The 12,400-nt window shown below is 46.8% G+C and carries 13 protein-coding genes and 1 tRNA gene; 1 reads left to right on the top strand and 13 read right to left on the bottom strand.

Annotated features, from left to right (window positions below; genetic code table 11):
* Positions 1–83: 83 nt before the first annotated feature.
* From gap to clpP, 6 genes are all read right to left on the bottom strand, one after another.
* Positions 84–1,091: a type I glyceraldehyde-3-phosphate dehydrogenase gene (gene gap, locus ACFPTP_RS04275; RefSeq protein ID WP_381442503.1), complete on the bottom strand. Its 1,008-nt coding sequence runs from the start codon at positions 1,089–1,091 to the stop codon at positions 84–86.
* Between the two features lie 49 nt (positions 1,092–1,140).
* The gene (locus ACFPTP_RS04270; protein WP_381442500.1) at positions 1,141–2,175 is read right to left on the bottom strand and encodes a sugar-binding transcriptional regulator; all 1,035 of its coding nucleotides are present in this window, start codon (positions 2,173–2,175) and stop codon (positions 1,141–1,143) included.
* 125 nt (positions 2,176–2,300) lie between these two features.
* The gene (locus ACFPTP_RS04265) at positions 2,301–2,537 is read right to left on the bottom strand and encodes a glutaredoxin family protein (protein ID WP_381442499.1); all 237 of its coding nucleotides are present in this window, start codon (positions 2,535–2,537) and stop codon (positions 2,301–2,303) included.
* A 272-nt stretch (positions 2,538–2,809) separates the two neighbouring features.
* A complete protein-coding gene (locus ACFPTP_RS04260) occupies positions 2,810–3,619 on the bottom strand; it encodes a TPM domain-containing protein (protein ID WP_381442498.1) in 810 nt (269 codons plus the stop codon).
* Positions 3,616–4,194, bottom strand: coding sequence for a LemA family protein (locus tag ACFPTP_RS04255; RefSeq protein WP_381442496.1), 579 nt, complete (start codon positions 4,192–4,194; stop codon positions 3,616–3,618). Before ACFPTP_RS04255 ends, ACFPTP_RS04260 begins: the two co-directional genes overlap by 4 nt.
* Positions 4,195–4,775: 581 nt before the next feature.
* Complete coding sequence (gene clpP, locus ACFPTP_RS04250; protein ID WP_381442493.1) at positions 4,776–5,390, bottom strand: ATP-dependent Clp endopeptidase proteolytic subunit ClpP; 615 nt, start codon at positions 5,388–5,390, stop codon at positions 4,776–4,778.
* Positions 5,391–5,570: 180 nt separating this feature from the next.
* On the opposite strand from clpP, the gene ACFPTP_RS04245 reads away from it, so the two are divergent.
* Positions 5,571–5,642 (top strand) — tRNA-Arg (locus tag ACFPTP_RS04245).
* Positions 5,643–5,747: 105 nt separating this feature from the next.
* On the opposite strand, the gene ACFPTP_RS04240 is transcribed toward ACFPTP_RS04245, so the two are convergent.
* The 7 genes from ACFPTP_RS04240 to ACFPTP_RS04210 all read right to left on the bottom strand — a co-directional run bounded on the left by ACFPTP_RS04240 (position 5,748) and on the right by ACFPTP_RS04210 (position 12,316).
* Positions 5,748–6,005, bottom strand: coding sequence for an HPr family phosphocarrier protein (locus tag ACFPTP_RS04240; RefSeq protein WP_381442491.1), 258 nt, complete (start codon positions 6,003–6,005; stop codon positions 5,748–5,750).
* A gap of 22 nt (positions 6,006–6,027) precedes the next feature.
* On the bottom strand, positions 6,028–6,975 hold the full coding sequence (whiA, locus tag ACFPTP_RS04235; protein ID WP_381442489.1) for a DNA-binding protein WhiA: 948 nt from the start codon (positions 6,973–6,975) through the stop codon (positions 6,028–6,030).
* Positions 6,976–7,002: 27 nt separating this feature from the next.
* On the bottom strand, positions 7,003–7,986 hold the full coding sequence (locus ACFPTP_RS04230) for a gluconeogenesis factor YvcK family protein (protein WP_381442485.1): 984 nt from the start codon (positions 7,984–7,986) through the stop codon (positions 7,003–7,005).
* A gap of 4 nt (positions 7,987–7,990) precedes the next feature.
* Positions 7,991–8,878, bottom strand: a complete 888-nt coding sequence (rapZ, locus tag ACFPTP_RS04225) for an RNase adapter RapZ (RefSeq protein WP_381442484.1) — start codon at positions 8,876–8,878, stop codon at positions 7,991–7,993.
* Positions 8,878–9,360 carry an NUDIX domain-containing protein gene (locus tag ACFPTP_RS04220; RefSeq protein WP_381442481.1) on the bottom strand — a complete coding sequence of 161 codons (483 nt, stop codon included), beginning with the start codon at positions 9,358–9,360 and terminating at the stop codon, positions 8,878–8,880. Before ACFPTP_RS04220 ends, rapZ begins: the two co-directional genes overlap by 1 nt.
* A gap of 386 nt (positions 9,361–9,746) precedes the next feature.
* A complete protein-coding gene (gene trxB, locus ACFPTP_RS04215; protein WP_381442479.1) occupies positions 9,747–10,697 on the bottom strand; it encodes a thioredoxin-disulfide reductase in 951 nt (316 codons plus the stop codon).
* A gap of 95 nt (positions 10,698–10,792) precedes the next feature.
* Positions 10,793–12,316, bottom strand: a complete 1,524-nt coding sequence (locus ACFPTP_RS04210) for a tetratricopeptide repeat protein (RefSeq protein WP_381442478.1) — start codon at positions 12,314–12,316, stop codon at positions 10,793–10,795.
* Positions 12,317–12,400 lie beyond the last annotated feature (84 nt).

The following is a 12,400-nucleotide window of genomic DNA, read 5'->3' as shown; positions in this document are numbered from 1 at the left end:
AAATGGAGGAACGGGTCTCTCCGTTCCTCCTACCCAACTATACATTATAATGGGTTGCCATTGGATTAGCTATAATTTATAGCTTAGATGCCTTTTTTGTTCATGAATAGGGCCAAATCGATACAGCGGGCGGAATAGCCTGTTTCATTATCATACCAAGAGATGACTTTCACCATATTGTTGTCCAATACCATCGTCGATAGCCCGTCAACAGTTGAGGACGCAGTGTTTCCGTTGTAATCCGTCGATACGAGCGGGATCTCATTATAGAAGAGGATGCCCTTCAATTCATTTTCAGAAGCCTTTTTCAAAGCGGCGTTCACATCTTCCACTGTCACTTCTGTTTCAAGATCAGCCACGAAGTCAACAAGTGACACGTTCGGCGTCGGTACACGAACTGCCATCCCATCCAATTTCCCTTTCAATTCAGGGATAACTTTCGTCACTGCCGAAGCCGCACCTGTCGTTGTAGGGATCATCGACTCAGCAGCTGCACGTGCGCGTCGGTAGTCGGAATGCGGCAGATCCAAGATCCGTTGGTCATTCGTGTATGAATGGACAGTTGTCATCATCCCGCGCTTAATGCCGAATTTGTCTTGCAACACTTTGACGACAGGCGCAAGGCAGTTCGTCGTACAGGATGCATTGGAAACGATCTTGTCATTTTCCGGATCGTACGATTCTTCATTCACACCCATAACGAGTGTTTTCAAATCCCCTTTTGCAGGAGCAGACAAGATTACTTTTTTCGCACCCGCTTCGATATGCTTCATGAGTGCTTTTTCATCCCGGAATACGCCTGTCGATTCGATGACGACATCGACATCCAATTCGCCCCAAGGCAATTGGGAAGGATCCTTTTCAGCGTACACTTTAATCTTCTTCCCATCGACGATGAGATAGTCTTCCTCTGAACTGACTTCAGCGTCAAAAATTCCGTGAACGGAATCGTATTTCAGTAGATGCGCAAGCATTTGTGCATCCGTCAAATCGTTTACTGCCACGATTTCGATTTCATCATGCTTCCTTGCTTCCCTCATCACAACTCTTCCGATACGTCCAAATCCGTTGATTGCCATTTTAATCGTCATTTCCATTACCTCCTATGATTCAATTCAAGTATTTACATTCACAAGCAAGTTAACCTTCAATTTTCGCTAAAATGTCACGAGCCGCTCCCTCGTCGGTAATAAGAATCGTTTGTCGGGGGGCGCTTGCCATATAGGACATGATTGCTTCAGCTTTACTCTTCCCGCCTGCAACGGCGATGATGAGCGGCACTTTCTGCAACTGTTCCGTCTGGATGCCGACCGTTCGGATCCGATGGACGACATTGCCGTTGTCGTCAAAATAGTATCCAAATGCTTCGCCTTTCGCGCCTTGCTCTTGGATATGGAGACATTCAGTTTCAGGCGTGTTTCGGATTTCCGCCATCCGGAGTGCGTCGCCGATTCCATGGAGGACGCAATCCGTCTGTTCATACTGCTCCATCATTTGAATCGCCGTAGGCTCACGTTTGAACACTTCATGCGCCTCGGCGCTAAGCGATTCAGGGTAATAAAACGTGCTGTACGTCCCCCCGCTCGCTTCTGCGAAAGAAGCGGCGATGACGTTCGCCTGCAATCCGATATCGTCGCCGACACCGCCCCTTGCGGCAATGAAGTGCAAACGACCCGCATTTTCGATTGAATGGATGTGCTGCGGAATTGCCGCTACCGAGCTCCCGCCTGTGACGGCAATAAGATGGCCATCGCCGATCCGACTCATGAATTCCTCTGCAGCTTCTTTCCCAATCAGACTTTTCACGGCAGGGTTTTCATCACAGTCGCCGGGAACGATTTGCACGCAATGAATCCCTAACAACTCTCCCAATTTCCTTTCAACCAATCCGTGTCCGGTCCATTCTTCAATTGTCGACCCGAGCGTATCGAGGACGGCTGCCCCTTCATTCGTAATCGTGGCGCCTTCTTTCGCAACGCGGATCAATCCTTCATTCCGCAAAATCTCCATCAGATTCCGGCATTCACGTTCCGAAATATCCGCCATCTGGCCAAGCGGTCGTCTTCCGATCGGACCCGCGACTTCGATGAACTTCAAAACTTTGTACCGCTGATGTAATAACTCCATCATTTCTGGCACAAGCTTTCGCTGTGCCTCTATAATTTTCGGGATCATGGACAAGCCCCTCTTTCGATATAGGACATTTTCTGCCCACCTATAAATTATTTGTCCCACCTAGTGTAAAAAAATATAAATCTTATTATTAGTATATACCTCTCCGCCAATAAATTCAAACTTCTTCATTCATTTTCGAATAAATCGATCAAGTCGATATAGCCGATCGAGCCGCATAAAAGAACTTCGCCATCTTTCTCAACGACAGGAATCATCAACATATATTTTTCATGGCTCTCATCGTCCGTTTCAATATCGATCGTCGACCACGTCAACGGATAATCCTCTTGCACGAGCTTCATCATCGCTTCCGCCTCGTCACATAAATGACAGCCTTTTTTTGTGTAAAATTGAATGTGCATGTGGAACACCTCGTGTGGGGTTTTCTTTTAGTATAAATGAAAAACGGCGTTCCGCAAAAAGTTATGCGGAACGCCGTTTTCATGTCGTCTAGACTCCGGGCGCTAGAAGGCTGCCTTAATTTCTGCAAAAACCGCAGAAATACGGCAAGTCGAACCCTTCGCTGTTCGATTGGCTCGGGTCATAAGCCAGCTCTACTGCACGGCAAAAAGCGTCGTTTCGCAGAGCTGTCTTATGCCTGTCGCTGCTAAGCGTGCGCCCTGCGCTTTTGTGTTCACCAACTCCGTCCAGCGCCGCCTCCGCCTCCGGAACCGCCGCCACCGGAGAAGCCGCCTCCGCCGAAGCCGCCACCACCGAAACCTCCACCGCCTCCAAAGGAGCCAGGGAAAAAGATCGGACCGCTTCTGCCTCTTCTACGTCCACCTGGACCGCCACCACCGCGGCCGCCGCCCATGAAACGGAACAGAAAATAAATGATGATGAAAATGATAATCGGGGAAGGGATGCCGATGCCTGAACCGCCTTGGTCAGCGAGCGTATTCACTTCTGCAAATTCCCCATTCCAACCGTATTCCTTAGCAATTTCATTGTAATAAGACTTGTATGCGTTCATGATCGCCATATCGGGTTGTTCATTTTTCAAATATGGCACGGCAACTTCATCCATAATCCGGCCGACTTTCCCGTCTGGCAACGCGCCTTCGAGTCCGTATCCTACGCTTAATTCAAAGTGTCTGTCATCGTCTGAATTCGGAATCGTCGTCACGACGAGCAATGCCCCATTGTCCTCGCCTTTTTTACCAAGTTTATACTCCCGCAGTGCTTTTAACGCGTACATTTCTACCGGGTCATCCCCGATGCTCGGTAAGGTGAGAACCGCAAGCTCAGCCCCTGTCGCTTTATTCAACTGTCCGCCTAACTGATTCAGCTCGGCTTTCTGTTCCGGCGACAGGATATTTGCATGATCTTGTATATAATAATCCGTTGCATTCCATGGCGGGACGTCAGCTGCCAACGCCAATGCCGGCATGATCATAATGCTAAGGCATACAGCAATCATGCATCGGAATGTCTTACGGATCACTTGCTGTCATCTCCGAAATCGACTTTAGGTGCTTCATTCGCAGCTGCGTCTGCTTTGAAATATTCCTTCTCGTGGAATCCGAAGATTGAAGCGACGAGTCTGCCTGGGAAACGCTTGGTCTGTCGATTGTAATCCGCCACGACGTTGTTATAGTCCATCCTTGCAACGCCAATTCGGTTTTCCGTTCCGGCAAGCTCATCCATCAATTGCGTGAAGTTCTGATTCGCTTTCAAATCGGGGTAATTTTCCACAACGACGAGCAATCTGCCAAGCGCGTTCGAAAGCTCCGTATCAGCGGTCGCCTGCTCCTCCGGCCCTCTTGCTCCTGCAAGTTTCGCACGTGCATCGGATATTTCAGCGATCACTTCTTTCTCATGACTCGCATATCCTTTTACGGTGCTTACCAAGTTTGGAATCAAATCAAGCCGGCGCTGCAGCTGATTCTCCACTTGCGCATATGATTGATCTACGTTCTCTTCCAGATTGACAAATTTGTTGTAGCTCGGCACCAACATGACGCCAAGGATGACTAGAATGACCACAATAATAGCGATGGGTCCTAATATTTTTTTCATCTTTTCACACTCCATTCGATATATTTGCAATACCCAACCGTCATCACATCTGAAACACTTGGGCAGGTATACATTATTTATCGTATGTCCCTCGAAAAGGTTTCAAACCTCGCGGAAATAAATCGAGTTTAAGGGGTCGAAGAATGGAACTTGGCGATGAATGAGAACTTTTAAGGCGAGAATTTGAACTCTCCATTGATTAACGAGAAATCCTAGCGCGTGAATGAGAACTCTCCAGTGATGAATGAGAACTCAGAGCGCGTGAATGAGAACTCTTCGTCGATCAACGAGAACTCCACGTATGTGAACGAGAACTTTGAGGAATTAATGGACCCTTGTACAAAAGAATGGGCCCTGACGGCGAAAGAATGGGCCCTTGTACAAAAGAATGGACCCAGAACCCGTAAGAATGGACCTTGAGACGTAAAGAATGGACCCTGGCCGCAAACTAGGAACACTACGTCAATAACCGTACGCATCAAACGTCCCAAAATGACCATATATCTCGGGAAATGATCGATAACCCGCAAAGTGCACAAAAAAACCGACCCGGTTCGCCCGGGTCGGCCATCAATCATTTATTATTTCTTTGCGTCAAGTTCTTTCATATCGCTGCGTGTGATGATGTGGTCGATCAAACCATATTCCTTCGCGCGTTCAGCAGTCATGAAGTTATCGCGGTCTGTGTCTTTCGCGATTACGTCAATCGGCTGGCCTGTGCGCTCGGAAAGGATTGTGTTCAATTTTTCGCGTAGAAAGAGGATGCGTTTTGCTGCGATTTCGATTTCGGTCGCTTGCCCTTGCGCTCCGCCAAGTGGTTGGTGGATCATCACTTCTGCGTTAGGAAGCGCATAGCGTTTCCCTTCAGTTCCTGCTGTCAAAAGGAAAGCTCCCATTGAAGCGGCCATGCCGATACAGATTGTTTGGATGTCCGGCTTGATGAATTGCATTGTATCGTAAATCGCCATGCCCGCTGTGATGCTGCCTCCCGGGCTATTGATGTAGATCGATACATCTTTCTCTGGATCTTCCGCTTCAAGGAATAGCAATTGTGCGACAATCGAGTTTGCGACGTTGTCGTCGATTGCGCTGCCCAGCATGATGATCCGGTCTTTCAATAAACGGGAGTAGATATCATAAGCACGTTCTCCCCGGTTCGTTTGCTCAATAACTGTAGGTATTAGATTCATGTTCATTTCCTCCTTATGAATGGGTCAGGATTTTCGTTCTGCTGAAACCAGTTGTTTCAACTGTACGTCTATCATACATATTATGGTCAATAAAGGTCAAATATAACGCTTTTAATTTAGGTATTGCAATCATACCACTTTCTTTGTATAATTAATCTTGTCTGTTGCTGATAGCAATAAACGTTTGCCCTCGTGGTGCAATGGATAGCACGCAAGATTCCGGTTCTTGAAATGTGGGTTCGACTCCTGCCGAGGGCGTAAATGAGTTTGTAAAGAAGCCTGTAAACATGAATTTCATGTTTACGGCTTTTTTTATTTTTCAGCCGTTTCCTATTCTATGTAGTGAAACGGCTGTTATGTTTATTAATTTTCCTTCTCAACAAGTGTGGAGAGCGTATCGATTGCTTGGTCTTCGTCGACGCCTTCCGCGATCAACGTCACTTCGGCACCTCGGGCAATTGCCAAGCTCATGACACCCATGATGCTTTTCGCGTTCACTTGACGCTCATCTCTTTTCAGAAAGACATCTGATGTGAACCGATTAGCTTCTTGCACGAAAAGTGCAGCTTGTCGTGCTTGTAATCCTGTCTTCATTTTCACTTCAACCGTTTTTTCCGCCATACTATTCGACTCCTTTCCAACCTTATTGGCTTGCAATTCCTCCTGCGCGGAGATTTTCTGCGATTTCTTCAATCTTCCGAAGACGATGATTCACTCCGGATTTGCTTACCGTGCCGCCGCTCACCATTTCACCAAGTTCCTTCAACGTGACGTCCTGGTTTTCGATGCGCAGCTGCGCGATCTCCTGTAAACGATCGGGCAATTGATCCAATCCGATTGTGCTCTGGATGAATTTGATATTTTCAACTTGCCGTTGTGCCGCCCCGATTGTTTTATTCAGGTTAGCGGTTTCACAATTGACAAGGCGATTCACGCTATTCCGCATATCCCTGAGGATCCGGACATCTTCGAATTTCATCAAAGATACGTGTGCTCCGATCAATCCTAGGAAATCCGAAATCTTCTCTGCTTCTTTCAAATAGGCAATATAGCCTTTCTTCCGTTCAATCGATTTTGCATTCAATTGGTATTTATTCATCAAATCCACTAGCGCTTCGCTATGCTCTTTATAAAAAGAGAAAATCTCCAAATGATAGGAGGAAGTTTCGGGATTATTGACAGAACCTCCGGCGAGGAATGCCCCGCGTATATAGGATTTCTGGCAGCATTTCTTTTTTACCAATTGTTCTACAATCTCATTTTTAAATTGAAAGGTTCCTGTCAGTATATACAAGTCCTCCAATAACTGCTTCGCTCCATCGCGAATTCGGCATATGTAGACGTTGTTCTTCTTCAGGCGCATTTTTTTGCGGACGAGCAGTTCGACTTTATATGGATATAATCGCTTTATGTTTGAATAAAGCCTTCTCGCGATTGCCGCATTTTCTGTTTGTACGTCCAGGCTTAGTTGTTTATTTGAAAACGACAGCGCTCCGTTCATTCTGATGAAGGCGGCGATTTCCGCTTTCACACAGCATTCCTTGGAGTCGATTTGTGTCAGTTCCTTCTTCACTTCAGATGCAAAAGACATGATTTTCCCCCTCTCTCTCGGCGATGATCAGGTCTCCTCGCTAACGATCGTACCTTCCATATAACCCATGATCCAAGATGCGACTTTCCCCGCATCATGTATGATTCGTCCGTCCGAAACCGTTGAAAAGTCCCCTAATACGATTGTCGGGACGAGCAATTGCAATGCTTCAATGTCATTTTCTACAGGAAGCTGAACATCGGATGGCTCTTCTCCGTTCAATAATGTTTGGAAATCCGTTTTGTTCAACAGCACTGTATCGATGAATTGACTGCCTGCATGATCGTATAATGCCTTGACATGCTCGGACGCTGTATATTGATACGTTTCGCCTTCCTGTGTCGTCAAGTTATTGATGTATACTTTCTTTGCTTGAGACGCAAGGACAGCGTCACGGATATCCCTTACAAGTATTGTCGGCAATATGCTCGTATATAAGCTTCCTGGTCCAAAAACAATCAGGTCCGCTTCCGTGATGGCTTGCACCGTTTCCGCTAAAGGTTCGACCTCCTGCGGAGATACATAGACTTTCCGGATTTTTCGGCCGTACACCGGGATTTTAGACTCACCGGTTACAATTGTGCCATCATCGAGCTCCGCATGCAAGGTGATCTTTTGGTTTGCGGCTGGCAAGACTTTTCCCTTAATATTCAAAACTCTGCCCATCTTTTCCACAGCGCGGGCAAAGTCGCCTGTAATGTCCGTCAGCGCAGCGAGCATGAGGTTCCCGAGGGAGTGCCCTTTTAAATCGTCCGAGTTGGAAAACCGGTATTGGAACATTTTCTCAATCAATGGCTCAACATCTGAAAGCGCTGCCATCACTTGACGGATATCTCCTGGAGGTGGGATATTGTATTGATCCAACAGCCTGCCCGAGCTTCCGCCGTCATCCGCGACCGTCACGATCGCGGTGAGATCCACCGGATAGGCTTTCAATCCCCGAAGCAACGTGGACAATCCGGTCCCGCCTCCAAAGACAACAATCTTTTTCATTTTCCCGGATTGCAACATAGTGTCAACCCTTCCTTTTCTCTACATCCCGATGGGTAATCAACGTCTTGTATTCCTCTTTGAAACGATTTCCGAAATACTCCGCAAGCGAAACGGACCGATGTTGTCCGCCTGTGCATCCGAACGCGACGACCACCTGGGATTTTCCTTCATTCTTATATTGCGGGATGATGAATTTGAACAGATCTGTCAACTTTTCAATCAACACTTGTGTATCATTCCATTTTAACACGTACTCGTATACTTCTTTCTCTAAACCGGTCATCGGCTTCAGCTCTTCGATGTAATAGGGGTTTGGTAAAAAGCGCACGTCAAAGACGACGTCCGCATCAATCGGCATGCCATGCTTGAAACCGAAAGAGATGAAGTTGAGGGTGAAGGCTGCATCTCCCTTAGAGGAGAATTCCGAAATGATTTTTTCCCGCAATTCACGCGGCTTCAAATCGGATGTATTGTAGATCGATCGGGCCCGGCCCCTTAGTTCGGATAAGAGGCTCCTTTCCTTGCGGATGCCTGTGAGCGGCAGCCCGCCTTCAGCAAGCGGGTGGGACCTTCTCGTTTCCTTGTAGCGCCTGACGAGCGTCTCGTCATCCGCATCGAGGAAGAGCAGCTTTGTGGATACGCCTTCCATTTGCAGCAAGTTATCTAAAGCTCCGATCAAGGCGTCAAACAGGTCGCCCCCTCGCGTATCCATGACAGCGGCAATCCGCCTCATCTTGTTTTCCGACTTCATCATGAGATCCAGAAAAGTGACGAGCAGCTCTGGAGGCAAATTATCGATACAATAGAACCCCAGGTCTTCGAAGCTTTGCATCGCAACTGTTTTCCCGGCCCCTGACATGCCAGTGATGATAACTAATTCGACATCGCTGTTCGGCAATTCATTCTCCATTAATCCCGATCACCTTCCATTGAGTTTTGTATATGTTCCTCTAATAGTTCAAACTCTTCTGTATAATAAAATGTACCATATTGCACGCCTGTTTGGGAGGCTGCAAATAATAAATTCGTCCGATCCCCTTCCGCCATTGGGAGGATCTTCAGACTCTCAACAGGATGCCATTCGAGCAGGCCTTCCCTGTTTGATTCGTAAGGCGTTCCGATCAGGTCTTGCGCAGCGAACGTGTAAAGCATCCATTCGTTCAGCAATTCCTTTGATTCTTTATCAACGATCATCATTGTGTAAATGCCTTTAACGTGCGGGTTTACGGGTGTGGCTCCGGTTTCTTCCTCGAACTCCCGGATGGCAGCGTTATAAATCGATTCACCGGAGTCCATCTTGCCGCCAGGTGCCACGTACCAATCCCGTCGCGGTTTTTTCAATAAAAGAACTTGGTTATCTTTAATGACTAGTAAGTTTGCGATTCTTTGCATGACCATTTCCTCACTTCTATCATTGCGCATAATTCCATTATACAATGTTTTGAAAGTAAACGACAAAAAAAGAAGACCACCTGCCGTTTGAAGGGCAGATCGTCTTTAAAATGTTGCTATATTAAAAAGGGGGGTCAATTGATATTCTTATCATAACCTTTTTGTATTGCAGGACGGTTACAACAAGATTAAGGTTAGATTAATGTTGTTAACTCGGATTTCCACTACAGGCGGACGCTTTCCGCGGGCACGGCTTCAATCTCCTCGTCACTGCGTTCCTGCGGGGCTTTCAGCTCGCGCTGTTCCCGCAGGAGTCGCCGCCTTTCGTTACAATCCTTGCATTTCTTTTTCAAAAAAGAGACCCCTGTACAGGATCTCCTTGATAATCAAACCTCAGCAGCCATTTTCTCCTCGAGTTCTTCGATGTATTTCTGGCATGCTTGTGCTGCGATGCTGCCGTCGCCTGTTGCTGTGACGACTTGGCGAAGCATTTTTTGGCGGACGTCGCCTGCTGCGTAGATGCCAGGCACTTTCGTTTCCATTTCTTCGTTCGTCACGACATAGCCGTGTTCATCTAAAATGCCCAAGTGTTTGAATGGTGCGGTCAGCGGATCCATGCCTATATAGACGAACATGCCTTCTGTATCCATCACTGTTTCAGTGCCGTCCTTTGTGTTGACAAGTGTAATGGAGCCGATCTTGCCGTCCTTTTCATTCACTTGCTTAACAGTCGAGTTCCAGATGAAGTTAATCTTCTCATTCGCGAACGCGCGATCTTGAAGGATTTTTTGCGCGCGAAGCTCATCGCGCCGGTGAATGATCGTCACTTTATCGGCAAAGCGCGTCAAATATGCACCTTCCTCGACTGCGGAATCCCCGCCGCCGATGACAACGATTTCTTTCTTTTTGAAAAATGCTCCGTCACAAACTGCGCAATAGCTGACACCGCGACCAGTCAGTTCCTGCTCTCCCGGCACGCCCATTTTTCTATACTCGGCACCGGTTGAAATGATGATGGCACGCGCTTTATATTCTTTATTGCCTGCTTTGATCGTTTTGAAGTTTCCTTCATCTATAATTTCGGTTACGTCGCCATAAGCGTATTCCGCGCCGAAAGCTTTCGCATGTTCAAACATTTTTGTCGAAAGATCAGGACCGAGGATCGTTTCAAATCCAGGGTAGTTTTCAATCTCTTCCGTGTTTGCCATTTGTCCGCCCGGGATGCCGCGCTCCAGCATAAGAGTCGATAAACTCCCTCTGGATGTGTAAACTGCAGCAGTCATTCCAGCCGGACCGGCGCCAACGATGATGACGTCGTATATTTTCTCGGTTGTCATACATTTTCCTCCTCCAGTACATATACCACTGACCAAATCGTATAAGATTCCTTGCAGCCAATCAATATATATGCTTACACGATCTGCAGCGCAACTCACGCATTGAATTGAGGCAAAAACTCCATCAAGTCGCCGACATATTTCGTCAACGTCGGGACTGAAATGCCGTAATTGCGAGCAATTGCCGCTTTTGTAACGCCTTTATAACGGGAAGATTGGAACATATAATCCGCCGCTGCAGCAAGCGCTGCCGGATTCCTGAAATGATAGGAACGCATCAAGCCGACTTCGCAAAGAGTGAACCACATTTGAAACAGATGGGTCCCTTGACGTTCCAATGGCTTATATTTTTCATAAATCAATTCCGTCGTTTCCAAAGCGCGCATGAACGAATGATCGAATTCATTTTCAGTCGTGAATTCATAATTGAGGCTATGCGCCAAAAACAGCTGCTCAATGACACTGAGCTTATCAAGGTCGATGTACGTAGGATGTGAGACAATCTCTTGTTTATGTGCAGATTTTCCTAATAAATAAAACCCTAACAGTCTTTCACTTCTATATTTATTCGTAATTTTATTTAAGATGAATTCCCGGTCCTGTTCATAGGACTCCGGTTTGGCCGATGGATGAACGTCTTTCCACGGTTCAAAACCCGCTTTCGACGGATCGAGTTCCACGAGCTTTTCATATGATTCCTTCGCCACTTGTTCATGTCCGGAAAAATAAGCGGAATGCGCAAGCCAGAAATAATAGCCGGCGTCCCCTTCAAAGCCCCGTTTTTGCAAGCTTCTGAGCCATCCGTACGCTTCTTTATGTTTGCCGACCAATGCAAATGTCGCTCCCAATTTATAGCGTTGCACAAATTGATAGGGCTTGATTTTCATGAGAAGCTCGAGCATCGAGTCCAATTCCTCTTTATCTTTCTCGTAATAATAAAAGACGGCGAGATTGCATAAAGCATGGAGATTCCCTTTGTTTTTCTCAAGCACATCAAATAGCAATTCCTTCGCCGGTTCGATTTTACCGATATAAAAATAGGCGAGCGCCAAGTTATTATAGGCAGCCCAAAAATCAGGATAGTCGACGATGATCGACTCCAGAATTTCGATCGCCTCATCAAACGAGCCGTCTTCCATCAGTCTTCTTGCTTTTTCCTGTAGGAAATACACTTCGCCGTCCGGCATTTCCTCGTCATTGAAAAAGCCTTCCTCCTGCTCGGCAAAGTCGATGATCTCCATCGAATCATCGGCCAATGGTCCGTCCGGTGCCAATGCGATATACTTCTCCGCATAAATCTTTGCATCACGAAGAAGACCCAGATGTGCATGGACTTCCGCCAAGTAAAAGATGATGTCCTCTTCTTCCGGATCGAGGCCATGTGCCGCCGCAAGAATTTCATAAGCTTCTTCGAACATGCCTTCCTCCATGATGAGGATGCCGTATTGCATAAGGATGAGTGGATCATTCGGGCTCAGTTCGACTGCCCGCTGCAAGTATTTATGGGCATCGTCAAAGCGTTCGCGCTGCATCGCTTTAACGCCTTTCTGATAGTAGAATTCACCGTCCGGGATAAAAGAAATGACTTTCTTATCTATGTTCTTATACTTTTTGTCCAATCAAATTCCTCCGAAAAAAATTAGAAGGAACGCTATGCACGTCCCTCCAATCAGCTGGCTTCATTATATCATAACTTCGATTTC

This window comes from Sporosarcina koreensis, from assembly GCF_042655825.1.
GTDB classification, from domain to species: Bacteria; Bacillota; Bacilli; order Bacillales_A; family Planococcaceae; genus Sporosarcina; species Sporosarcina koreensis.
Note: the sequence above shows the minus strand (reverse complement) of the source record. Positions and strands in the feature narration are given on the sequence as shown.